General features: G+C 70.9%; 24 protein-coding genes. 4 read left to right on the top strand and 20 right to left on the bottom strand.

Annotated elements, in window-relative coordinates:
* Positions 1–41 precede the first annotated feature (41 nt).
* Positions 42–1031 carry an FKBP-type peptidyl-prolyl cis-trans isomerase gene (locus V6R91_RS26275; RefSeq protein ID WP_336397648.1) on the bottom strand — a complete coding sequence of 330 codons (990 nt, stop codon included), beginning with the start codon at positions 1029–1031 and terminating at the stop codon, positions 42–44.
* A 146-nt stretch (positions 1032–1177) separates the two neighbouring features.
* On the opposite strand from V6R91_RS26275, the gene V6R91_RS26270 reads away from it, so the two are divergent.
* Positions 1178–1966: a lysophospholipid acyltransferase family protein gene (locus tag V6R91_RS26270; protein ID WP_378817841.1), complete on the top strand. Its 789-nt coding sequence runs from the start codon at positions 1178–1180 to the stop codon at positions 1964–1966.
* Positions 1967–1982: 16 nt separating this feature from the next.
* On the opposite strand, the gene V6R91_RS26265 is transcribed toward V6R91_RS26270, so the two are convergent.
* Positions 1983–2459, bottom strand: a complete 477-nt coding sequence (locus V6R91_RS26265; RefSeq protein ID WP_336397647.1) for an OsmC family protein — start codon at positions 2457–2459, stop codon at positions 1983–1985.
* 38 nt (positions 2460–2497) lie between these two features.
* Between V6R91_RS26265 and V6R91_RS26260 the strand changes: the two genes are divergently transcribed.
* On the top strand, positions 2498–3493 hold the full coding sequence (locus V6R91_RS26260) for an asparaginase (protein ID WP_336397646.1): 996 nt from the start codon (positions 2498–2500) through the stop codon (positions 3491–3493).
* Between the two features lie 33 nt (positions 3494–3526).
* Here V6R91_RS26260 and V6R91_RS26255 read toward each other — a convergent pair whose 3' ends face one another.
* From V6R91_RS26255 to prmC, 17 genes are all read right to left on the bottom strand, one after another.
* Complete coding sequence (locus V6R91_RS26255) at positions 3527–6424, bottom strand: FtsK/SpoIIIE domain-containing protein (RefSeq protein ID WP_336397645.1); 2898 nt, start codon at positions 6422–6424, stop codon at positions 3527–3529.
* 57 nt (positions 6425–6481) lie between these two features.
* The gene (locus V6R91_RS26250; protein WP_271061451.1) at positions 6482–7342 is read right to left on the bottom strand and encodes a PP2C family protein-serine/threonine phosphatase; all 861 of its coding nucleotides are present in this window, start codon (positions 7340–7342) and stop codon (positions 6482–6484) included.
* A gap of 74 nt (positions 7343–7416) precedes the next feature.
* Positions 7417–8406 carry an aldo/keto reductase gene (locus V6R91_RS26245; protein WP_271061450.1) on the bottom strand — a complete coding sequence of 330 codons (990 nt, stop codon included), beginning with the start codon at positions 8404–8406 and terminating at the stop codon, positions 7417–7419.
* A gap of 77 nt (positions 8407–8483) precedes the next feature.
* Entirely contained in the window at positions 8484–9323 is an 840-nt protein-coding gene (locus V6R91_RS26240; RefSeq protein ID WP_336397644.1) for a large exoprotein, read from the bottom strand.
* Positions 9324–9454: 131 nt separating this feature from the next.
* Positions 9455–10216, bottom strand: a complete 762-nt coding sequence (locus tag V6R91_RS26235; RefSeq protein WP_336397643.1) for a YaaA family protein — start codon at positions 10214–10216, stop codon at positions 9455–9457.
* A 105-nt stretch (positions 10217–10321) separates the two neighbouring features.
* The gene (locus V6R91_RS26230; RefSeq protein ID WP_067248891.1) at positions 10322–10585 is read right to left on the bottom strand and encodes a F0F1 ATP synthase subunit epsilon; all 264 of its coding nucleotides are present in this window, start codon (positions 10583–10585) and stop codon (positions 10322–10324) included.
* Between the two features lie 2 nt (positions 10586–10587).
* On the bottom strand, positions 10588–12042 hold the full coding sequence (gene atpD, locus V6R91_RS26225) for a F0F1 ATP synthase subunit beta (RefSeq protein WP_067248894.1): 1455 nt from the start codon (positions 12040–12042) through the stop codon (positions 10588–10590).
* Positions 12043–12065: 23 nt separating this feature from the next.
* Positions 12066–12965 carry a F0F1 ATP synthase subunit gamma gene (locus tag V6R91_RS26220; protein ID WP_271061447.1) on the bottom strand — a complete coding sequence of 300 codons (900 nt, stop codon included), beginning with the start codon at positions 12963–12965 and terminating at the stop codon, positions 12066–12068.
* Between the two features lie 19 nt (positions 12966–12984).
* Positions 12985–14625, bottom strand: coding sequence for a F0F1 ATP synthase subunit alpha (gene atpA / locus V6R91_RS26215; protein WP_067248899.1), 1641 nt, complete (start codon positions 14623–14625; stop codon positions 12985–12987).
* Positions 14626–14675: 50 nt separating this feature from the next.
* The gene (locus V6R91_RS26210; RefSeq protein ID WP_271061446.1) at positions 14676–15464 is read right to left on the bottom strand and encodes a F0F1 ATP synthase subunit delta; all 789 of its coding nucleotides are present in this window, start codon (positions 15462–15464) and stop codon (positions 14676–14678) included.
* Complete coding sequence (locus V6R91_RS26205) at positions 15464–16018, bottom strand: F0F1 ATP synthase subunit B (protein WP_067248905.1); 555 nt, start codon at positions 16016–16018, stop codon at positions 15464–15466. Before V6R91_RS26205 ends, V6R91_RS26210 begins: the two co-directional genes overlap by 1 nt.
* 27 nt (positions 16019–16045) lie before the next feature.
* Positions 16046–16282 carry an ATP synthase F0 subunit C gene (gene atpE, locus V6R91_RS26200; RefSeq protein ID WP_017830994.1) on the bottom strand — a complete coding sequence of 79 codons (237 nt, stop codon included), beginning with the start codon at positions 16280–16282 and terminating at the stop codon, positions 16046–16048.
* 45 nt (positions 16283–16327) lie between these two features.
* Positions 16328–17071, bottom strand: coding sequence for a F0F1 ATP synthase subunit A (atpB, locus tag V6R91_RS26195; protein ID WP_157518287.1), 744 nt, complete (start codon positions 17069–17071; stop codon positions 16328–16330).
* Between the two features lie 173 nt (positions 17072–17244).
* Entirely contained in the window at positions 17245–17754 is a 510-nt protein-coding gene (locus tag V6R91_RS26190; RefSeq protein WP_336397642.1) for a hypothetical protein, read from the bottom strand.
* Entirely contained in the window at positions 17751–18929 is a 1179-nt protein-coding gene (locus V6R91_RS26185) for an MraY family glycosyltransferase (RefSeq protein ID WP_067248914.1), read from the bottom strand. Before V6R91_RS26185 ends, V6R91_RS26190 begins: the two co-directional genes overlap by 4 nt.
* A complete protein-coding gene (locus V6R91_RS26180) occupies positions 18926–19600 on the bottom strand; it encodes an L-threonylcarbamoyladenylate synthase (RefSeq protein ID WP_336397641.1) in 675 nt (224 codons plus the stop codon). The genes V6R91_RS26185 and V6R91_RS26180 overlap by 4 nt, the downstream gene beginning before the upstream one ends.
* Before the next feature lie 38 nt (positions 19601–19638).
* Positions 19639–20517 carry a peptide chain release factor N(5)-glutamine methyltransferase gene (prmC, locus tag V6R91_RS26175; RefSeq protein ID WP_378817823.1) on the bottom strand — a complete coding sequence of 293 codons (879 nt, stop codon included), beginning with the start codon at positions 20515–20517 and terminating at the stop codon, positions 19639–19641.
* 133 nt (positions 20518–20650) lie between these two features.
* Here prmC and cysK point away from each other — a divergent pair, with 133 nt between their 5' ends.
* Positions 20651–21598, top strand: coding sequence for a cysteine synthase A (cysK, locus tag V6R91_RS26170; RefSeq protein ID WP_067248920.1), 948 nt, complete (start codon positions 20651–20653; stop codon positions 21596–21598).
* 5 nt (positions 21599–21603) lie between these two features.
* Positions 21604–22173 carry a serine O-acetyltransferase EpsC gene (epsC, locus tag V6R91_RS26165; RefSeq protein ID WP_271062251.1) on the top strand — a complete coding sequence of 190 codons (570 nt, stop codon included), beginning with the start codon at positions 21604–21606 and terminating at the stop codon, positions 22171–22173.
* A 24-nt stretch (positions 22174–22197) separates the two neighbouring features.
* Here epsC and prfA read toward each other — a convergent pair whose 3' ends face one another.
* Positions 22198–23277 (bottom strand): peptide chain release factor 1, encoded by a 1080-nt coding sequence (gene prfA, locus V6R91_RS26160; protein ID WP_067248924.1) that lies wholly within the window; start codon positions 23275–23277, stop codon positions 22198–22200.
* Positions 23278–23284: the final 7 nt, after the last annotated feature.

Here is a 23284-nt window from a genome sequence, read left to right as displayed (position 1 = left end):
TACGGCGCCGGGGCGCGGCGGTGCGGAGCCCGGACGCCGGGTTACTGGGCCGGAGTCGTGATCAGCGGCGTCGTGCCGACGATGTCCACCACGAACACCAGTGCTTCGCCAGCCAGGTCGCTCGTGTTGCTGTCGCTCTTCTCGCCGTACGCGTCCTTCGGCGGCATCTGCACGATCACCTGCGAGCCGACCTTCTGCCCCTCCAAGGCGGCCTTGAAGCCGGCCACCACCCCGGTCGTCGGGAACTGCGCGGGGAAGGCGTCCCGCTTCCACGACGAGTCGAACTCGCTGCCGTCGCTCCACTTCACGCCGCGGTATTGCACCGTCACGAGATCACCGGGCGACACCTCGGGGCCGTCGCCCTCCTTCAGCACCCCGACCGCGGTCTCGGTGGGCGCGTCGCCGCCCGGGATCGTGATCGTCGGCGCGCCGTCATCAGCCAGCTTCACGGCGGGCATGCCCTTGGGCGCGTCGACGTCCTTCCCCGTCGCGATCGTGCTGAGCTCGTCGATCGACTGCACATAGATCACGACGGGGTTCTGCCCCTCCTGGCCGGGGAGGGCGAGGACGACCTCCGAGCCGAGCGGCACGCACTCGAGCGCCGCGACGAAGATCGGCGACTGGGTGGAGTCGTAGATCTGGCCTCCGGTGTTGCTGCTCAGGAGCACCGGAAGCGCGCCGTCCGGACCGCGCTCGGAGGTCTCGAGCACCTCGTTGGTCGTGGCGTCGACGATCTTGTACCGCGCCGACACGAAGTCTCCCGGCTTGACGTCCTCGCCGTCGCCCTCTTTCACGACCGTTCGCTCGATGTCGGGGACCTCCGTTCCGGCGGGGACGGTGATGGCTGCGTCGAGTCCGGAGCCTTTGACCTCGACCGCATCGGACGCCGCCCCTGGCTGCGCATTGATGAGACAGGACCCCGCCGACGGCGAAGAGGTCGGATCAGGGGACTCCGCTGCGCCTGCGCAGCCGGAGAGCAGGAGCGCCGACACAGCAGCGACGGAGAAGACGGCGACGAGACGATTGCGCACGGAGAACCTCGGGAGACATCGATCGGGAACACCCCATCCTCGCCCGCCGGGCTTTGCTGCGCCTGGGAGACGCGCCAGAAAGGACTGGGTCGACGGCGCGCCGGAGCATGCCCGCGCCGGCATGGACGCTGCCCTACCCTTGTCGGGTGACTCCCGAGCCCCAGCCCGTCGAAGACGCCCAGGACCCGACAGCCGTCGACGAGGCGGAGCTGCATCGCGCCGGCTTCTTGTACCTGTTCGGACGCGCGGTGCTCGCGCCGCTGGCCCGCCTCATCTACCGCCCCCGCGTGGAGGGACGGCGGAACGTGCCCAAGACCGGACCGGTCATCATCGCCTCCAACCATCTGTCGTTCATCGACTCCGTCGCGATCCCGGTCGCGGCTCCGCGCCGCGTGCACTTCCTGGCGAAGTCGAGCTACTTCGAGGGCAAAGGGATGAAGGGCCGGATGGTGGGCGGCTTCATGCGCTCCGTCGGCGCGATCCCGGTCAATCGCGGTGCGGGGCAGGCAGCGCTCGACGCGCTGGACCAGCAGCGCCGTCTGCTCGACGAGGGGCTCGCCGTGGCGCTCTACCCCGAGGGCACGCGCTCGACCGACGGGCGCCTGTACAAGGGCCGCACCGGCGCCGCGTTCCTGGCGCTGCAGACCGGAGCCCCCGTCGTGCCCGTCGGCCTCGTCGGCACGGCCGATGCGATGCCGGTGGGTGCGAGCATGCCTCGGCTCGGCACCCGGGTCACGGTCCGCTTCGGCGAGCCGCTCGACCTCTCGCACCATGGGCCGGCCACGTCGGGACGGGCCCGCCGTCAGGCCACGGACGAGATCATGTCCGCGATCCACGCGCTGTCCGGGCAGGAGCTCGCCGGCGTCTACAACGAGGTCCCCGCGCAGGGCGCGATCGAGAAGATCAAGCAGGCCCTCCCTCACGAGCGCCGCTGAGGCCGGCCTCAGCGACTCACGGCGCCACCCGGATCGTCGCCTCGTGCCGGACCGGGAACGACACCGAGTTGGCGATGAAGCACCACTCGTGCGCCTGCGTGTGCGCGCCGCGCGCCGCCGGGACCATGGACTCGTCGGCGACGGTGACGACCGGTCGCAGCACGACCTCGGTGAAGGCGCCGCCACCCCTGCCGTCCTCCACCATCGTGCCGCGGGCGTCGTCCCGGTACTCCATGACGACCACTCCCGCTGTCACGCACGCGTGCAGGTACGACAGCAGGTGGCACTCCGACAGCGCGGCCAGGAGCAGGTCCTCGGGGTTCCAACGCGACGGGTCTCCGCGGAAGGGCTTGTCCGAGGAGGCGAGGAGGTCCGGCTTCCCGGTGATCGAGATCGTGACGTCGCGCGCATAGTCGCGATACCCGCTCGTTCCGGTCCCCCGGTTGCCCGTCCAGGTCGTCGTGAGTGCGTAGCCGTGCGTCCCGATGTCCATCCCGTCATCGTGCCACGCACGCCGGTAGGCTGGCGGACGTGGTGGAGACTCTGACCGTTCAGGATGCCGTCGAACTCGCCGTCGTCGAGCGGGGAGGGTTCGTCGAATCCCGCCACGTGGGCGCCGCGGTGGTCCTGTCCCCCGAGGGCGAGGTCGTCGCCGCGCACGGGAATGCGAGCGCCCTCGTGCTGCCGCGCTCGAGTCTCAAGCCGCTGCAGGCGATCGCCTGCCTCACCGCGGGCGCGCCGCTCGAGGGCGAGCAGCTCGGACTCGCGACCGCCAGCCACGCCGGCACCGACCGCCACGTGGAGGTCGTGCGCTCGATGCTGGTGGAGGGCGGACTCACCGAGGACGACCTCGGCTGCCCCGCCGACTGGCCGTCCGACTCCGCGACGCGCGACGAGCTCGTGCGGGATCACGGCGAGCCGACCCGGATCCGGATGAACTGCTCCGGCAAGCACGCGGCGATGCTGCGGGCCTGCGTGGCGACCGGGTGGCCCACGGACGGCTACCTCGCGCCCGACCACCCGCTCCAACTCCACATCCGCGACGTCGTCGAGCGTCTGTCCGGGGAGAAGATCTCCGCGACGGTCGTCGACGGCTGCGGCGCTCCGGTGCACGCGCTGACCCTGATGGGCCTCGCCCGCGCGGTGCACCGCGTCGGAACGGCCTCGGAACGCTCCCCGTTCGCCCTGCACCGGGTCGCCGGCACGCTGGTGCGGACCGTGCGGGAACGGCCGTGGACGATCGACGGACCGGGACGCCCCGACACGCTCGCGATCGAGAAGCTGGGCGTGTTCGTGAAGGGCGGCGCCGAGGGCGTCATGGTCATGGTCGCCCCGAACGGCGCCACGGTGGCGCTCAAGACGCTCGACGGCTCGCTGCGGGCGAGGACGATCGTGGCGGCGACGCTGCTGCTGCGCGCCGGCGCGCTGGAGCAGGGCGCGGTCGACGAGCTCGCCGCCGTCCTTCCGCTCGCCGTGATGGGCGGCGGTGTCGAGGTCGGGTCCATCCGGCCTGCCGCCGGGATCTAGCGTCCTGGCCTGGGCCCTTCTCGACCGATCGGATCACACTCCGCCGTCTCCCCGGCCGTCCGCACGCGCTGCGGCCCGCCGCGCCGCGCGCCTCGTCTGCGGGGCGGCTCTCGGCACAGGAACGCCCTCCGCGCGGGCGGGGTCTGCCGCAAACGGAAGCAGGACGCGGGCAGGGCCCCGCCCGTCGCGGATCGACCAGGCGCGTCCTGCGTCCGGACGTGCGTACGGCGGCAGATCACGCACGCCGACGAGGGTGCGGAGCTCACGGGCCGCCTCGGCCACCACGAGGATCTCGCCCCGGTCCCGCACGCCGTGCCAGAGGCTCCAGTGCCGTTGCCATGCCTCCGCCTCGCCGACGAGCAGGAGGGTCCGCGAGGGCGCGATGAGGTCCTGGACCCCCGTCCCCGGAGCGATCTGGTCCAGCGTCCGGACCGTGACCCCGGGAGCACCGGAGGCCAGCGCGGCCGCGGTCCTCCTGGGGAACGGTGCGATCACCCCGCACACCCCGGCCGACGGCCGCCAGGGCGCAGTGCGGTGCTCCTCGGCCGCCGATCCTGCGCCGTGGCGTCCCGCGGGGCCGCTCAGGCGTGCGATCTGGATCTCGCGACCGGCCAGGTCCGCCCGCCCGTCCGGACGCATCGGATCGAACGACGCCGGCTCGCCACCCGCCGCGAGATGCTCTCCCCGGCTCGGCATGCGGAGCACCGCCCGCTGCGGCAGGAGGTCGGCGAGGGCCGCGACCGGTCCGGCGCTCCGCGACGCGGTGAGGACGACGAGGCATCCCCGTGTCGCCGCGGCACGGACCACGCGCTGCAGGCGCTCCGCCCACGCGGCGGCGTACTCAGCGGGGAAGGACGCCAGTCGTGCGTCGAGATCGTCACAGACGAGCGCACGAGGCCACGCCGCCCGCCCCTCCGCCAGATCCTCGACGATCGACCAGGCCGCTTCCGGGTCGTCCGGGATCGTCCGGTGCGACGGAACCTGTCCGATCACCGTGCGCACGAGCGTGCTGCGGCCGGCGCCCGGCCCGCCGAAGACGGCGAGACCGCGGTCGTGTCCGGGGCGGAGAACGACGACCGGCTGCCGTTGGTGTTCGGGGTCGTCGGAGAGGCCGAGGACGACGGCGTCCTCCGGCATCGCTTCGGGTGAGGCTGCGCGCAGCGTCGCGGCGTCCACGTCCGTCGGAAGGGGCGGGAGCCACGGGCTCGTCGCCCGCCGCGACGCAACATGGTCCTGGGCGATGCGACGCAGATCCTCCTCCTGCGTCCGACCGACCCGCATCAGCACGGGAGCGGTGTCCTGCGGACGACGGACCAGGACGAGACCGCGTCCTCCGGCGTCACCCGGCAGCTCCGCCGCGTCGTCCACTCCGATCATCACGCGACTATCGGCGGGGTCGGACACACGGAGACAGAGCCGCAACGGGCAGTTGGCGGCGAGCGCGTCGCGTACCACGCCCGTCGCTCGTTGCGTGCCCAGGACGAGGTGCATTCCGAGCGCGCGCCCCCGCGCCGCGATGTCGGTGAACACGGCTCCCAGGTCCGGATGCTCCTGGAGGAGCGCGGCGAACTCGTCGACGACGATGACGAGGCGCGACAGCCGCCCCTCCGCCTCGGCGACGCTCCGGGCTCCGCAGGCGCCGAGCTCCGTCTCGCGCCGCCGCAGCTCGGCCCGGAGGCTCCGGACCCCGCGCGCGGCGCCGTCGCCGTCGAGATCCGTGATGATCGCGGCGACGTGCGGCAGGTCCCGCAATCGTTCGAACGCGGTGCCGCCCTTGAAGTCGGCCAGGACGAACGACACCTCCTCCGGTCCGTGCGACGCGGCCAGTGCCGCCACCCACGACACGAGCAGCTCGCTCTTGCCGGTGCCCGTCATGCCCGTGACCAGCGCATGCGGTCCGTCCTCCGCCAGATCGATCGCGACCTCGCCGTGCGTCCCGGCGCCGAAGACGGCGCGGAGGCTCCCCGGCGCGGCGGGGCTCCGTGTCAGCTCCGCCAGTGCGACGGCGCCGGGAAGGCCGGGTTCCGCATCGGCGGCGGCGCGGAGCACATCCGCGATCTCCGCCGCCTGTGCCGCAGAGATCGCTTCGACCGCACAGCGCTCGTCCCCCGACGGAGTGCGCAGGAGCCCGGTCGCCGGATCCGTGACGTCGAGCACCGTGGCGATCCCGGACGGCGGCTCTTCGTCGGCCCCCACCGCGACCAGGTTCGTCCCCACGACGGCATCCGCCGAGTCCCGCCGTCCGACGAGGACCGTCCACGTCCCCCGCACGCGGCCGTGCGCATGCGGGAGCCCGGCGAGACCGAGGGCTTCGAGGTCCTCTCCCACGATGCGCATCCGAGACGCCGGGAAGCGCAGGCACAGTTGCACCACGAGGGCCCGAAGGACCGCCTCCGCCACCGGGCGGGGTCCGCGGACGCACACTCCGTCGGCGAGCGGGACGGTCAGCGGCACGTCCTCCAGCAGACGCCGCTCGTTCCGGAAGAGACGGGCACGCTCCCCCTCCCCGCCGTGGAGCCGGATGGGGTTGGCGACCGCGCCGCGACCGAGCGTCACCGTCGCCGCCTCCGGAGCCTCCGCCGGACGGACCGGAGCCACGAGGACGCCGAGGGCGTCCGGAGCGCGTCGTCGAAGCGCCGCGCGAACCTCGTCCGCGCGCTCGTCGTACTCACGGTGCACGCGCGTCCAGGCCTCGTCCTGCTCGCTCCGCGCCCGTCGAGCATCGCGTCGCCGATGTCGAGCCGCGTCGGCGAAGGAGGCGAGCAGCATGAGGGGCCCGAGCGCGGCGAAGGCGAGCGAGAGCATCGAGCCGGTCAGCGCCCACTGCGTCGTGCCGGACGCGACGGGAACGAGAGCGGCCACCACCGGCAGCGTCGTCCGTCGCGGCGGAGCGGGAGCGGCGGGGAGCACGAGCGGTTCGACGGGGTCCATCACCCCAGTCCATCGTCCGCACGCCCCTCAGAGCGCGTCGGTCACGATCTGCGTGGACTACTCCGTCGTATCACCGACGGTGGAGGACGAGGACGCGTCCGGGAAGGTCTGCAGCTCCGCGGTCGGCGCGTCCTGTGCGGATGCCGGGGTGCGCACCACGTCGAGGACGATCAGGGTGACGTTGTCCCGTCCGCCGTTCTCCAGGGCGGCCGCCATCATCGCCGCCACCGCGTCCGCCGGGTCCGCGTTCTGGGCGAGGAAGTGCTGGATCCCGTAGTCCGTGAGCTCCTTGGTGAGACCGTCCGAGCAGATCACGAAGCGGTCACCGTCCTGCACCGCGAGCTCGCGGTAGTCCGGCGGCGTCGCCTCGCTCACGCCGACGGCCCGGGTGATCACGTTGCTGTAGGGGTGCCCCTCGGCCTCCTCCGGGCTGAGGCGACCGGCCGTGATGAGCTCCTGCACCACCGAGTGGTCGGTCGTCACCTGCACCAGCGCGCCGTCCCGCAGGAGGTACACGCGGGAGTCGCCGATGTTCAAGGAGACCCAGCGCGGGTCGCCGTCGTGCGTGTCGAGGAAGACGCCCGTCAGCGTGGTCCCGGTGCCCTCGTCCGTCGTCTCCGGATGCGCGGCGATGTCCTCGATCGCCGCTGCGAGCGCGGCCTCGATCGCTGCGGCGGTGATCGAGCCGTCGTGGACCGCGTCTCCCAGACGGGCGATGGTGCGCTGGCTCGCGATCTCCCCGCCGGCGTGGCCGCCCATGCCGTCGGCGACGACGAACAGCGGATACTCGGCGAGGAAGGCGTCCTGGTTGTTCTCGCGTCGCCGACCGCGGTCGGTCGCCCCCGCCCAGCGGAGATCGACGACGTCGCCGGAGGGGAGGGTGATCTCCCGCATGTGCGGTGTCGGCGTGTCAGGCACAGGATTCTCCCCGTCCTCGCGCGATCCGTGCGATCGTTCGAGTCTCACACATCGTAGTCGATGCTCCGGAGCGGTCAGACCGCACCGGCAGCCGGATCGGCGGGCAGCGGGAACAGCGCGTCGATCGCGTCCAGGTCCTCGTCCGACGGGGTCCACGCCGAACCGGCCAGCGCGTTGGCCTCCACCTGCTCGGCGGAGGTCGCCCCCGCGATGACGGAGGAGACGCCCGGCTGCGCGAGGAGCCACCCGAAGGTCGCCTCCAGCATCGTGATCCCTCGTTCGTCGCAGAACGCCCGGTACGCATCCAGGGCGTCCCAGGGCGCGTTCTCCCAGAGGTGGGATCGCGTCGACATGATGCGGCTCTGCGCCGGGCCCCCATCCCTCGTGAACTTGCCGGTGAGCAGGCCGTTGTGCAGCGGGAAGAACGGGAAGAAGCCCAGGCCGTACCGGTTCACGGCCGGGAGCACCTCCCGCTCCGCGGCACGGGCGAGCAGCGAGTACTGGTTCTGCGCCGAGACGAACCGCGGCCCGAGACGCCGCGCGGCGACGAACTCGGCCTCGGCGATCTGCCACCCGGTGAAGTTCGAATGGCCGAAGTAGCGGATCTTGCCGTCGCGGACCAGCTCGTCCAGGGCGTCGACGGTCTCCTCGATCGGAGTGACCGGATCGGGGAAATGGAGCTGGTACAGGTCGATCCAATCCGTCCGCAGACGCCGGAGGGACTCCTCCACGGCACGGCGGATGTACCGGCGCGACCCCATCCCGGCGGGGAAGTCGTACCCCATGTCGTAGTGCCCGTGTCCGAACTTCGTGGCCAGCACCACGCGGTCCCGACGGCCGTCCAGGACCTCGCCCATCAGCGACTCGCTGAGGCCCGGCTCCTTGCCGTAGATGTCTGCGGTGTCGAGGAAGGTCACCCCGCTGTCGATGGCGGCGTCGAGCACGAGCCGCGAGCCCGCGATCGTCTCGGTGACGGTCCCGGCCCTTCCGAAGTTGTTGCATCCGAGTCCGGTGGCGGACACGAGGAGCCCGGAGGAGCCGACACGACGATCTGTGGTCACCATGCCTCCCACGTTACAGGCGGGGGCGGCGAGCGCACGACGAAGGCCCCCGGTCCGAGGACCGAGGGCCTTGCTGCCGCCTACGCGGGGGGCGTGTTGGGGTCGGCGGGCTTCTCCGGCTCCGTCGACGGCGGGGTCGGCGGCGCGGGCGGAGCCGGCGGCGCGGACGGCGGCGTCACCGGCGGGACCGGAGGAACGGGAGGAACCGGCGGCACGCCCGCCCCGGTCTCCGGGGCCGACGGCGGGGCGTACCCGGGCTGCGCCGGGGGTGCGTATCCGGGCTGGGCCGGCGGCGCGTATCCCTGCGGAGCCGGGGACTGGTAGCCCTCGGGAGCCGGCGCGTAGCCCTGGGCTGCGCCGTAGGCGCCGCCCGCCTGGGGCTGCGCGGACGGCTGCACGGGGATGCCCTCCCACTGCGTGCGGTCGGCGAAGAAGGCGTTGTTCGCCCACGGCGCCGGGGCGATGTTCGGGTTCCAGCGAGACTTGTCGAACGCCGCGATACCCATCCAGACCAGGCTGAGGAAGATGTAGAGGACGACCCAGACGGCCTCCTTCTGCAGCTTCAGGCCCACGCGCCACGCGGCGAGGATCATTACGACAGCGCCGCCAAGGGAAAGCAGGCCCGCGAGGATGTTAAGGATCGGAATCCAGGACAGGACAAACGCACCACCGAAGGCGATCAGCGGCAGCCACGGGGAAAGGTCGCCGAGCTTCACGAACACCATCGAGTTGTAGACCGGAACCCAGGCACGCCACTTGCCCTGCACACCGGCCTTCTCGAAGATCTTCATCAAGAACAGCGATGACAGAACGTACCCGATAGCACCGAGGAACAACCCCACGACCGCAATCCCTGCCATCGCCGCGAAGATCGCCCCGTTGTAGTCCGAATAGTCCACGTAGTTTGCGAAGACGTCCATGGTCCCTCCCGATGGATGATGTCGCGACACAGTCCGTATCGCGTTGAACACCTTAGCGTGCCCGCGGAAACCGCACACTCCCCCGCGCCGCGCATCGGTATACCGGCGCCGACATCCGCGGGGCGTCAGCGTCAGCGTTTCGCGACGGGCTGTTCCGTGACGAGCTCCAGCACGGAGCGATCGGCGGTCTCCCGCAGATCGATGCCGCTCCCCGCGGCCCAGGCGAGCAGACCCTTCCGACTGCTCGCTCGCGGGCGATCCTCCGCGAGGGCGCGCACGAGCGCCCCCTTGGCATGCTTGTTGAAGTGGTTCAGGGCGCGGCCGCCCTCGGTGACCACGCGGACGTAGGCCGAGGCCGCTTCGGTGGGCACGGGGCCCAGCGCCACGTACGCCTCGGACCGCAGATCCAGGACGAAGGAGGGCGACGCGGCCCGGATCGCCTCTGTCACGGACGATGCCCAATGCCGCGTGAGCGGTGCGAGCCCGGGAACTGAGACGCCGGCGCCCAGACGGTAGGACGGGATCCGATCCAGCGCCCCCACCGGACCGAACGGCGCGCTGTGGATCCACACGTGGGCACCCAGCCAGCGCCGGGCGGCGGAGGGCAGCGACGGCGCGTCCAGGGCGTCGAAGAGCACGCCCGTGTAGCGGTCGACCGCCGGCATGCACCCCGCGGTCCGCAGGCGCGCGTTGTCCTGGACCGCCTCGCGCTGCCGGGCGCTGAGCTTGAGGACCCGCGCCGCCTCGTCCTCGTCGGCGGACAATCGCACCAGCGCGTCCACCGCCTCCTCACGACGACTCCGGAGGGAGGGCAGCGCCAGTGCCTCGAGATCGAGGGACGCACCGGATCCGCCCGGGCGCTTGGTCTCGGACGGCGGAAGCAGGATCTTCACGCGATGGTCTCCTTCTGCGGGTCGATCCCGGCCCCGACGGACGGAGGCCGAGCGGACGGCGAAGCGCCGGTCCCCGTTCTCGGGGACCGGCGCTTCGGACGTGGATCAGGCGATCAGCGCCGCGTTGCCGGCGACGATCGTCAGGACGTTGCCCTCCATGGAGAGGAAGCCGTCCTGCGCGTTCGCCAGCACCTTCGCGCCGTCCTCCTGGGTGATGCGCACCTGGCCCTCGGCGAGGATGGCCAGCACCGGCTCGTGCCCGGGCATGATGCCGATCTCGCCCTCGACGGTCTTGGCGACCACCAGGCTCGCCTCACCCGTCCAGACCTCCGCGTCCGCGGAGACGAGGCTGACGTGCAGGGTTGCCATGATCAGGCGTTCTCCTTCTGGATCTGCGCCCACTTCTCCTCGACGTCGCTGATCGCGCCGACGTTGAAGAAGGCCTGCTCGGCCACGTGGTCGAAGTCGCCGCGGGCGATGGCGTCGAAGGACTCGATCGTGTCCTTCAGCGGCACCGTCGATCCCTCGACGCCCGTGAACTTCTTCGCCATGTAGGTGTTCTGCGAGAGGAACTGCTGGATCCGACGCGCACGGGCGACGATGATCTTGTCCTCTTCCGAGAGCTCGTCGACACCCAGGATCGCGATGATCTCCTGCAGCTCCTTGTTCTTCTGCAGAATCTGCTTGACCGTGGTGGCCACGCGGTAGTGGTCCTCGCCCAGGTAGCGGGGGTCCATGATGCGCGACGTCGAGGTCAGCGGGTCGATCGCCGGGTACAGACCCTTCGATGCGATCTCACGCGAGAGCTCGGTGGTCGCGTCGAGGTGCGCGAACGTGGTGGCCGGGGCCGGGTCGGTGTAGTCGTCCGCCGGCACGTAGATCGCCTGCAGCGAGGTGATCGAGTGACCACGCGTCGAGGTGATGCGCTCCTGGAGCACGCCCATCTCGTCGGCGAGGTTCGGCTGGTAGCCCACCGCGGAGGGCATGCGGCCCAGCAGCGTCGACACCTCGGAGCCCGCCTGCGTGAAGCGGAAGATGTTGTCGATGAAGAGCAGCACGTCCTGCTTCTGCACGTCGCGGAAGTACTCCGCCATCGTCAGGGCGGACAGCGCGACGCGCAGACGCGTCCCCGGCGGCTCGTCCATCTGGCCGAAGACGAGGGCGGTCTTGTCGAAGACGCCCGCCTCCTCCATCTCGCCGATGAGGTCGTTGCCCTCACGGGTACGCTCGCCGACACCCGCGAACACCGACACACCACCGTGGTCCTGCGCGACGCGCTGGATCATCTCCTGGATGAGGACGGTCTTACCCACGCCCGCGCCGCCGAACAGGCCGATCTTTCCGCCCTGCACGTACGGGGTGAGGAGGTCGATCGACTTGATGCCGGTCTCGAACATCGTGGTCTTCGACTCGAGCTGGTCAAAGTTCGGCGCCTTGCGGTGGATCGGCCACCGCTCGGTGATCTCGATCTGCTCGCCCGGCTCGGCGTTGAGGACCTCGCCGATGACGTTGAAGACCTTGCCCTTGGTGACGTCGCCCACCGGGACCGAGATCGGCGCACCGGTGTCGCGCACTTCCTGTCCACGCACGACGCCGTCGGTCGGCTTGAGGGAGATGGCGCGGACGAGGTCGTCGCCCAGGTGCTGGGCGACCTCGAGCGTGATCTCGGACGACTCGTCGCCGATCGTGATCGTGGTCTTCAGAGCGTTGTAGATGTCGGGGATCGAGTCGTGCGGGAACTCGATGTCGACGACCGGTCCGGTGACGCGCGCGACGCGCCCGACGACCGCGGTCGTGGCGTTCTCAGCCGTGGCGGTGGTGGTCATTTCTTCGTCTCTCTCTTAGAGGCTTACTTGCTCGATGCGAGGGCGTCGGCTCCACCGACGATCTCCGCGATCTGCTGCGTGATCTCGGCCTGACGCGCGTTGTTGCGCAGGCGGGTGTAGTCGGTGATGAGCTTGTCGGCGTTGTCGCTGGCCGACTTCATCGCCTTCTGCGTCGCGGCCTGCTTGGCGGCCGAGGACTGCAGGAGGGCGTTGAAGACGCGGCTCTGGATGTAGACCGGCAGGATCGCGTCGAGCACCGTCGCCGCGTCCGGCTCGAACTCGTACAGCGGGTAGACCGCGCTGCCCGCCTCCGACTCGTCGGCCTCCGCGATCTCCAGCGGGAGCAGACGGACCGTCTCCGGCGACTGCGTCATCATGCTGACGAAGCGGTTGTAGACGAGGTGGATCTCGTCCACGCCGCCCCCGTCCCCGCCGCGCGAGAACGCCTCGAGCAGCGTCGCCGAGATCTCCTCGGCCGTGTGGAACGACGGCGTGTCCGTGTCCCCGGTCCACTCCGCCGCCGCGGCCAGGCCGCGGAACTGGAAGTAGCCGACCGCCTTGCGCCCGATGAGGTAGAACACCGGCTCCTTGCCCTGTTCGCGCAGGAGCTCCGCCATCTCCAGGCCCTCACGGAGGATCTGCGAGTTGAACGCGCCGGCGAGGCCGCGGTCGCTCGAGAAGATCACGACCGCGGAGCGGGTGATCTTCTCGGGCTCACGCGTGAGCGGGTGGTCGACGTTGGAGTGCGTGGCGACGGCGGACACGGCCCGCGTCACGGCCCGCGCGAAGGGCGAGGACGCCTTGACGCGCGCCATCGCCTTCTGAATGCGCGAAGCCGCGATGAGCTCCATCGCCTTCGTGATCTTCTTGGTCGTCTGAGCAGAAGAGATCTTCTGCTTGTAGACCCGGAGTTGTGCGCCCATATCTCAGACTCCCCCGCGACTACGCGCGACGGCCCTTGACGATCTTCTCCTGGTTCACGTCGTCGACGTCCTGCGCCGCGTGCTCCTCGTGGCCGGGAGCCCCGATGCCGTGGCCCTTGCCGCCCTGGAACTCGAGGATGAAGGCGTCCGTGGCCTTCTCCAGCTCGGCGACGGTGTCGTCGTCGAGGACGTTCGTCTCGCGCAGGGTGTCGAGCACCTTCGTGTTGCGACGGAGGTGGTCAAGGAGCTCGCGCTCGAAGCGCAGGACGTCCTCGACCTCGATCGTGTCCAGCTTTCCATTGGTGCCGGCCCAGATCGAGACGACCTGGTCCTCCACCGGGTACGGCGAGTACTGCGGCTGCTTGAGCAGCTCGGTCAGACGCGCGCCGCGGGCGAGCTGACGACGCGAGGCCGCGTCGAGGTCCGACGCGAACATCGCGAAGGCCTCGAGCGAACGGTACTGCGCCAGCTCCAGCTTCAGCGTTCCGGAGACCTTCTTGATCGACTTGACCTGTGCGTCGCCGCCGACGCGGGACACCGAGATGCCGACGTCGACCGCGGGGCGCTGGTTCGCGTTGAACAGGTCCGACTGGAGGAAGATCTGGCCGTCGGTGATGGAGATCACGTTGGTCGGGATGTAGGCCGAGACGTCGTTGGCCTTGGTCTCGATGATCGGCAGACCCGTCATCGACCCGGCGCCGAGCTCGTCCGACAGCTTCGCGCAGCGCTCCAGGAGACGAGAGTGCAGGTAGAAGACGTCACCCGGGTAGGCCTCACGCCCCGGCGGGCGGCGCAGCAGCAGGGACACGGCGCGGTAGGCCTCGGCCTGCTTCGACAGGTCGTCGAAGATGATCAGGACGTGCTTGCCGCCGTACATCCAGTGCTGACCGATGGCCGAGCCGGTGTAGGGGGCGAGGTACTTGAAGCCCGCGGGGTCCGAGGCCGGAGCGGCCACGATCGTGGTGTACTCCATCGCGCCGGCGTCCTCGAGCGCGCCCTTCACCGAGGCGATGGTCGAGCCCTTCTGACCGATCGCGACGTAAATGCAGCGCACCTGCTTGGTGACGTCGCCGGACTCCCAGTTGGCCTTCTGGTTGATGATCGTGTCGATCGCGAGGGCCGTCTTGCCGGTCTGACGGTCGCCGATGATGAGCTGGCGCTGACCGCGGCCGACGGGGATCATCGCGTCGATGGCCTTGACGCCCGTCTGCAGCGGCTCGTGCACGCTCTTGCGCTGCATGACGCCGGGCGCCTGCAGCTCGAGCTCGCGGACGCCCTCGGTCGCGATCTCGCCGAGACCGTCGATGGGGGCGCCGAGCGGGTCCACCACACGACCGAGGTAGCCGTCGCCGACCGGGACCGAGAGGACCTCGCCGGTGCGGGTGACCTCCTGGCCGGCCTCGATGCCGGTGAAGTCGCCGAGGACGACCACACCGATCTCGTGCTCGTCCAGGTTCAGCGCGAGGCCCTTGGTGCCGTCCGCGAACGTGACGAGCTCGTTCGCCATGACGCCGGGCAGGCCCTCGACGTGCGCGATCCCGTCGGCGGCGTCGATGACGGTGCCGACCTCGGTCGCCGCAGCTCCCGTGGGCTCATACGCGGCGACGAAGTCCTTCAGCGCGTCACGGATGACGTCGGGGCTGATCGAAAGTTCTGCCATTGTCTTCCCTTTGTATCTGGGTGCGCGGTTCCCCGCGCGAAGTCCGTTTGTCAGCCTGCGAGCCGGTGCCGCAGGTCGGCGAGACGGGCGGAGATGCTGCCGTCGATGACGTCGTCCGCGACCTGCACGCGCAGGCCTCCGACGACGGAGGGGTCGAGGACCACGTTGAGTGCGACCCGACGGCCGTAGCGGCGGCTCAGCACGTCGCTGAGGCGGGCGCTCTGCGCATCCGAGAGCGGCGCTGCGGTGTGCACCGTCGCCACGATCCGGTCGCGCTGTGCGGAGACGATCCGCATCGCACGGCTGAGCAGCTGACGCACCCGGCGCTCGCGCGGCTGGCGCACGAGCGAGGCGACGATCAGACCGGTGGCGGCGCTGACGTCGTTGCCGAGGAGCTTGTGCACGAGAGCGCCCTTCGCCGCACCGTCGCCGAGACGGCTGCCGAGCGCGAGCTCAAGCTCGGGGTTGGCCGCGACCAGACGCGAGACGGAGAACAGCTCCCCCTCCACGTCGCTGTCGGGCGCGGCGATCGCCGCCGCACGCACGGCCAGCTCCTCGATGCCGTCGACGAGGTCAGCGGCGCTGGACCAGCGCTCGCCGACCGCGACGCGGAGCACGTCCTGCACGGGTGCCGAGGCACCGCCGAAGACGCGGGCCACGAGGGCCGCGCGCGCCTCGCCGGACGCGGAGGGATCAGCGAGCGCGCCGCTCAGCGGGGACGACTCCCCGATCAGCCGCGCGGCGGAGAACAGCTCGCCGGCGCTGTCGAGGGTGATCCCGGTCGCCGCGGTCAGCGCCTGGCTCGACGCCGCGAGGGCCTGAGTGGTCGCGCTGCCCATTACTTCGCCGCCTCGGACGCCTCGAGGTCCGCGAGGAAGCGGTCCACGACGGCGGTCGCACGGGCGTCGTCGGAGAGGGTCTCCCCGACCACGCCGCCGGCGAGGTCGAGGGCCAGCGTGCCGACCTCGCCGCGCAGCGACACGAGCGCCGCCTGGCGCTCGGCCTCGATCTGCGCGGACGCCGCGGCGGTGACGCGCGCGGCCTCGGTGGTCGCGGCCTCCTTGGCCTCGGCGACGATCTTCTTGCCGTCCTCGCGGGCGGCCTCCCGGATCTCCCCGGCCTCGACGCGGGCCTCGGCGAGCTGGCGGGTGTACTCCTCCAGCGCGGCCTCGGCCTGCTTCTGCGCCTCATCGGCCTTGGCGATGTTGCCCTCGATGGCGGCGGAGCGCTCGTCGAGCATCTTCGTCAGACGGGGAAGGGCGACCTTCCAGACGACGATGAGGATGATGAGGAACCACAGCCCCGACCAGATGATGTCGTACCACGCGGGGATGAGGGGGTTCGGTGCCTCCCCGCCCTCGGCCGCGAGGTTCGTGACAAGAGCGTTCAGCATCCTGTCTCCTTCAAAGGTCTGTGGGGATTACGGGAAGGGGATGAAGGCGACGGCGATGCCGACGAACGCCAGCGCCTCGGTGAAGGCGATACCGATCCACATCAGGACCTGGAGGCGGCCGGCCAGCTCGGGCTGACGGGCGACGCCCTCGATCGTCTTGCCCACGACGATGCCCACGCCGATGGCGGGACCGATCGCGGCGAGGCCGTAGCCGACGGCTCCGAGGTGACCGTTGATCTCAGCGAGAACCGTAGTAGCGTCCACGGGGTTTTTCCTTTCGTTGGGTGGGAAGGCTTGTCGCCGACCCGCTCAGTGCTCTTCTGCGACCGCGAGCTGGATGTAGACCGCGGTGAGGACGGTGAAGACGTAGGCCTGCAGGACGACGACCAGCATCTCGAAGACGGTGAACGCGCCGCCGAAGGCGAGGGTTCCGACACCGAGCGCGGCCCAGCCGCCGCCCGCGGTGAAGAAGAAGAACTGGGTCGCCGCGAAGCAGAGAACCAGGATCATGTGACCGACGACGAGATTCATCATCAGTCGGAGGGTCAGCGTGACCGGGCGCAGGACGAACGTGGAGATGAGCTCGATCACGGCCACGATCGGGAGCGCGAAGCCCGGAACACCCTGCGGCAGCAGCGAGTTCTTGAAGAAGCGCCAGCCGTGGCGGCGGATCCCCGCGTAGATGAAGGTGACGTAGCTGATGATCGCGAGCGTCAGCGGGACGGCGACGATGGCCGTCCCCGGCATGTTCAGGAACGGGATGATCCCGGTCACGTTCATGAACAGCACCATGAAGAAGATGCTCACGAGGATCGGGAGGAACCGGTCGCCGTCCTTGCGCCCGAGCAGGTCGTGCGCGATGCCGTTGCGGACGACGCCCAGCCCCATCTCGACCAGGCTCTGGAACCGGCCGGGGACGACGCGCATGTTGCGCGTGCCCAGCCAGAGGATCAGGACGACCGCGATGACCGAGAGGAACTGGATGAGGTGGATCCGGTGGATCGGGATGACGCCGAAGACGTTGAAGAGGATCTCGGGGAAGAACTCTTCCATCGAGGGGCCGTGGAACTCGCCGCCGTCAGAGGCCAGTCGTGGGATCAGGGTCGCAGCGAGATTCAACAGCGCGGGCTCCAGCTTCGGGGCACCGGTCAGTACCGGGGCGACGATGGTCGGGGTGGATCACGGCGCAGCGCTCGCGGTCCGCGAGCGGGCACGTGTCAAGACTATCAGAACCGGGAGTTTCCTGAATCCGCGGCGCCGTCCGCCGAACCGGGCGCGCGGTCCTCGGGGACCTCGGTGGGCAGCTGCGCATCGCTGACGTTCGGCAGACGCATCCGCAGCAGCACGATCACGTCCACGACGAGCGACATCAGCACCCCGGCGACGATCGACAGGAAGAACACCATCGGCGAGATCCAGGGCTGCCCGCGCAGGACGAGCATGACGACGACGAACAGGCCGAGCTTGAGCAGCCATCCGCCGAGCACGATGGCGAAGAAGAGCTGGACGTAGAGCGCGTCGCCGTACCAGCGGTTGGCGATCAGGATGCTCAGCGCCGTGATCGCGAGGAACACCACGGCGAGCAACACGCCGACGAGGCCGCTCCAGACCCCGGAGACACCGGCCACGAGCCCGCCGACGGTGGCGGCCACGGCGGCGAGGACGACGGCCGCGACGGCAGACCAGATCAGGGTGCGCCGCAGGATGGGCGTGCTGGACACGGGGCTCGGGCTCATCGGGGTTCCTCGGGTTCGGGGTCGGCGGCACGGGGCTCGGAGGCGGCGAGGGCGCGACGGCGGCTGGGGAGCAGGGTCACGGTGAGGCAGGCGGCGACGCCGAGGACGCCGAACAGCACGCCGAGAAGGTAATCGCCGTACCAGCCCTCCCGCGTGCCGATGTACATCAGCAGCACCGACAGCGAGATGATCGCCGTCCACGCGTAGAAGATGAGGACAGCGTCGCGGTCGCGGTGGCCGAGATCGAGCATGCGGTGGTGCAGGTGCTTGCGATCCGGGGAGAACGGGGACTTGCCCGCGCGCATGCGCCGCAGCACGGCCAGCCCGAAGTCCAGCAGCGGCAGCAGCACCACGACCACCGGCAGCAGGATCGGGATGAACGCGCCGAGCAGCTGGGAGCGCCCGATCTGGTCCGGGGCGAGCATGGACGGGTTCAGCGAGCTCGTCAGCGAGATCGCCGAGGTCGCCATGAGCAGGCCCATGACGAGGGCTCCGGAGTCGCCCATGAACAGCTTCGCTGGGCTCCAGTTGGTCGGCAGGAACCCCAGGCACGCGCCGATGAGGACCGCGGCGAGGAACGAGGCGAGGTTGAAGTAGCTGGACTGGCCCGTGTCCCTCGCCAGGATGTAGGAGTACGCGAAGAAGACGCCGTTCGCGATGAGGCACACCCCCGCGACCAGCCCGTCCAGCCCGTCGATGAAGTTGATCGCGTTCATCACGATCACGATCGCGAACATCGTGATCGCGATGCTCACCCAGCTCGAGCCGACGATCGGCTCACCGATCGGGAGGAAGAGGATCTGGAGACCGCCGACCACGGTGATGAGCCCCGCAGCGACGAACTGCGCGCCGAGCTTGATCATCCAGTCGAGGTCGAACAGATCGTCGATCACGCCCACGACGGCGATCAGCAGCGCCGCGCCCAGCACCGCCCACATCGTCTGCGGCTGCGCCCAGATCGTCGCGAAGAAGGGGTTCGCGGAGGAGGCTCCGAAGGCCGCGGCGATCCCCAGGAAGATCGCGACGCCTCCCAGACGCGGCGTCGGCGTCGTGTGCACGTCGCGCTCGCGGATCCCCGGGTACAGCTTGAAGCGCAGGCTGAGCTGCCACACCGCCCACGACAGCGCCAGCGTGATCGCGGCCGTGAGGATGATCGTGAAGAGGTACTGCTTCACGCGGGCTCTTCGAGGAGGTCGCCCAGCACGCGCGCCAGCTCGTCACGCGAGACCGCGCCGTTGCGCAGCACCCGCACGCGGGCATCGTCGCCCCTGGGGCGCACGAGCGACGTGGCGTCGACGATGGTCGAGGGCACGCCGGTCGCACTGGGTCCGTGGTCGAGGTACACCGAGACGCTGTCGCCCAGCATCCGCTCGGCCGCGGCGGCCTCGACGGCCGCGTCCTTCCCGGTGAGGTTCGCGCTGGACACGGCGAGCGGCCCCGTCTCCTCCAGCAGCTCGAGGGTCACCCGGTAGTCGGGCATGCGCACCGCGACGGTGCCGTGGGTGTCGCCGAGATCCCACGCGAGGGACGGCTGGGACGGAAGCACGATGGTCAGCCCGCCGGGCCAGAACTCGTCCACGAGGCGCTGCACGGGTTCCGGGATCGTCTCGACGAGCGCCGCGAGCGCCGCCGTCGACCCGACCAGGACGGGCGGCGGCTGGTCCCTGCCCCTCCCCTTCGCGTCGAGCAGCCGCTGGACGGCGGCGGGGTTGAAGGCGTCGGCGCCGACGCCGTAGACGGTGTCGGTAGGGAGCACGATCAGCTCACCGCGGCCGATGGCCTGGCGCGCACGGCGCATGCCGGTGAGGAGCTGATCCGCGTCGCGGCAGTCGAAGACGGGGGACATGACCCCGTCATTCTACGGGGCGACGCCCCGGAATCCGCTCAGGGGCGGATGGCGGTCGTCGCGCGATCCCGCTGCGTGAGGTCGCGGTGGGTCGCCGTCGCCCGCCAGCCGTCGTCCTCCAGCAGCGCGCGGATCTGCGCGCCCTGCAGCTCGCCGTGCTCGAGGACGAGCAGCCCCCCGGGACGCAGGAGGGTGAGCGCGCGCCCGCTGATGACGCGGACCACGTCCAGGCCGTCCTCTCCCCCGTACAGCGCCAGGGCCGGGTCGTGCAGCCGCACCTCGGGGTCGCGGGGGACGGCGGCGTCCGGGACGTACGGCGGGTTGGAGATGACCACGTCGGCCCGACCCGCCAGCTCCTCGAACGCATCGGCGAGGTCGGCCTGCACGAGCGTCAGGTTCTCCTGCCGCTCGGTGTTGCGTCGCGCCCACGCGTGCGCCTCCGGCGACACCTCCGCGGCGAAGACCCGGGCGTGCGGCACCTCTGTGGCCATCGCCAGGGCGATCGCGCCGCTCCCGGTGCCGAGGTCGATGCCGATCGGTGCGGGCACGGGCGCCGCCCGCAGCGCATCGATCGCGAACTGCGCGACGGTCTCGGTCTCGGGCCGAGGGACGAACACGCCGGGTCCCACCGCGAGCTCGAGGTGCCGGAACGGCGCACGGCCGGTCAGGTGCTGCAACGGCTCGCGACGGGAGCGGCGCTCCGCGAGGGCGCCGATCTCGGCGGCGGCAGGGCCCTCGATCTCGTCGCCGCGCAGGGCGGCGGCCTGCACGGCGCCCCGGCTCCAGCCCGGTGCGCCGTGCCCGCCGCCGAGGACGTGGGCGGCAAGTAGCTCGGCGTCCACGACGGGGTCGGGCACGCCCGCCTCCGCGAGCAGGCGGGCGGTTTCGCGCAGGATGCGGTCGAGGGAGTGCGGCACGAGCACCCAGCGTATCCGCCCTGCGCCGGAAGCCCTCCGCCATGGGGCGTCACACGTCTCCCGTCGATGAGGCCGCTCGCCTAGGCTGACACCGCGCCCGCCTCCGCGGGCGCCCGTCGACGAAAGGGCAGCCATGGCCGGCATCCACTCCGACATCACCACCGCGTTCGGGAACACTCCCCTGGTGCGGCTGAACCGCGTGACCGAGGGACTCGACGCGACGGTCCTCATCAAGCTCGAGTTCTACAACCCGGCATCCAGTGTGAAGGACCGCATCGGCATCGCCATGATCAACGCCGCCGAGAAGTCCGGGGCGCTGGCACCGGGCGGGACGATCGTGGAGTCCACCAGCGGCAACACCGGCATCGCCCTGGCGATGGTCGGGGCCGCACGCGGCTATCGCGTGATCCTGACCATGCCGGCGTCGATGTCAAAGGAGCGCCGGGTCCTCCTCAAGGCCTTCGGCGCCGAGGTCGTCCTCACCGACCCGACCAAGGGCATGGCCGGAGCCATCGAGGTCACCAAGCAGATCGTCGCGGACACCCCCGGCGCGGTCTGGGTGCGCCAGTTCGAGAACGCCGCCAACCCGCAGATCCATCGCGAGACCACCGCACAGGAGATCCTGCGCGACACCGACGGCGCCGTGGACGTCTTCGTCGCCGGGGTCGGCACCGGCGGGACCGTCACCGGGACCGGCCAGGCGCTGAAGGCGGCGAAGCCCGACGTGAAGGTCATCGCGGTCGAGCCGAAGGACTCCCCCGTCCTCACGGAGGGACGCCCCGGACCGCACAAGATCCAGGGCATCGGTCCCAACTTCGTCCCGGACGTGCTCGACCGCGAGGTGCTGGACGAGGTCATCACCGCGGACTTCGACGAGTCGCTGCGCGTGGCGCGCGAGCTCGCCGCCAAGGAGGGCCTGCTGGTCGGCATGTCGACCGGCGCCGCCGTCTCCGCCGCCCTCCAGGTCGCCGCGCGCCCGGAGAGCGCCGGCAAGACCATCGTCGTCGTCGCCCCCGACACGGGCGAGCGCTACCTGTCCACCGCTCTGTTCGAAGACCTCCGCGACGAGCCGAAGGACTGAGCCGGGTGGGGGCTCTGGCGCGGATCCGCGAGGACATCGCGGCCGCTCGTCGGCGCGACCCGGCCGCCCGGGGGCCGGTCGAGGTCGCCGTGCTCTATCCGGGGCTGCACGCCGTATGGGCGCACCGGGTCAACCACGCGCTCTGGCGACGGGGGCTGCGCTTCCCCGCGCGCCTCGGCTCGCAGGTGGCGCGATGGCTGACGGGTGTGGAGATCCACCCCGGTGCCCGGATCGGACGGCGATTCTTCATCGACCACGGCATGGGCGTCGTGATCGGCGAGACCGCGGAGATCGGCGACGACGTCCTGATCTACCACGGCGTCACGCTCGGCGGGCGCACCCGCAGCGCCGGCAAGCGGCACCCCACACTCGGCGACGGGGTCGTCGTCGGCGCGGGGGCGAAGATCCTCGGGCCGATCACGATCGGGGCGCGAACGGTGGTCGGCGCCGGGGCCGTGGTCACCAAGGACGCACCGGCCGATGCGCTCCTCGTCGGGGTTCCGGCCGCGCCTCGCGCACGGCGGCCCGATGGTGAGGCCGCGGCGCTGCTGCGCGCGCCCGAGTACACGATCTGACCGGGCGTCCGGGCGGACGACGCGTCAGTCGTCGCCGCCCAGCGCGGACAGCCGCGCCTCCTCGTCGGCGTGGATGGCGGACTCGATGATCGGGTCCAGCGCGCCGTCCATCACCTGATCGAGGTTGTACGCCTTGAAGCCCGTGCGGTGATCCGCGATGCGGTTCTCCGGGAAGTTGTACGTCCGGATCCGCTCCGACCGGTCCATCCCCCGGATCTGCGAGCGGCGCGCATCGGATGCCGCGGCCTCCCGCTCCTCCTGCTGACGCGCGAGCAGCCGCGCCCGCAGCACGCGCATCCCGGCCTCGCGGTTCTGCAGCTGTGACTTCTCGTTCTGCATCGACACGACGATGCCCGTGGGCACGTGCGTGATCCGCACCGCGGAGTCGGTGGTGTTCACCGACTGCCCTCCGGGCCCGGACGAGCGGAACACGTCGATCTTGAGATCGTTCTGGTTGATCTCGATCTCGTCCGGCTCGTCCACCTCGGGGAAGACGAGGACGCCGGTCGTCGAGGTGTGGATCCGCCCCTGCGACTCGGTGGCGGGAACACGCTGGACGCGGTGCACGCCGCCCTCGTACTTCAGGTGCGCCCACACGCCCTGCGCGGGGTCGGACGAGGATCCCTTGATGGCCACCTGGACGTCCTTGTAGCCGCCGAGGTCGGACTCCGTCCGCTCCAGCAGCTCCGTCTTCCAGCCCTTCGCGGCGGCGTACTGCACGTACATGCGCAGCAGGTCGGCGGCGAACAGCGCCGACTCGGCACCGCCCTCGCCGGCCTTGATCTCCATGATCACGTCACGGGCGTCGTCCGGGTCCCGCGGGATGAGCAGCCGTCGCAGGCGCTCCTGCGCCTGCGACAGGCCCTCCTCCAGGGCGGGGACCTCCGCGGCGAAGGCGTCGTCCTCCCTGGCCAGCTCCCGGGCCGCGGCGAGGTCCTCCCCCGCGGCGACCCAGTCGTCGTGCGCCTTGACGATCCGGCTCAGCTCCGCATAGCGGCGGTTGACGCGCTTGGCGCGGGCCGCATCGGCGTGCACGTCCGGGTCGGAGAGCTCCCTCTCCACCCGGGCGTGCTCGTCGCGCAGCGCCGAGACCTGTTCGAACATGACGGCT

The sequence above is a fragment of the Microbacterium sp. CCNWLW41 genome (genome assembly GCF_037083505.1).
The sequence above is the reverse complement of the archived record's forward strand: the minus strand, read 5'-3'. Positions and strand labels throughout refer to the sequence as shown.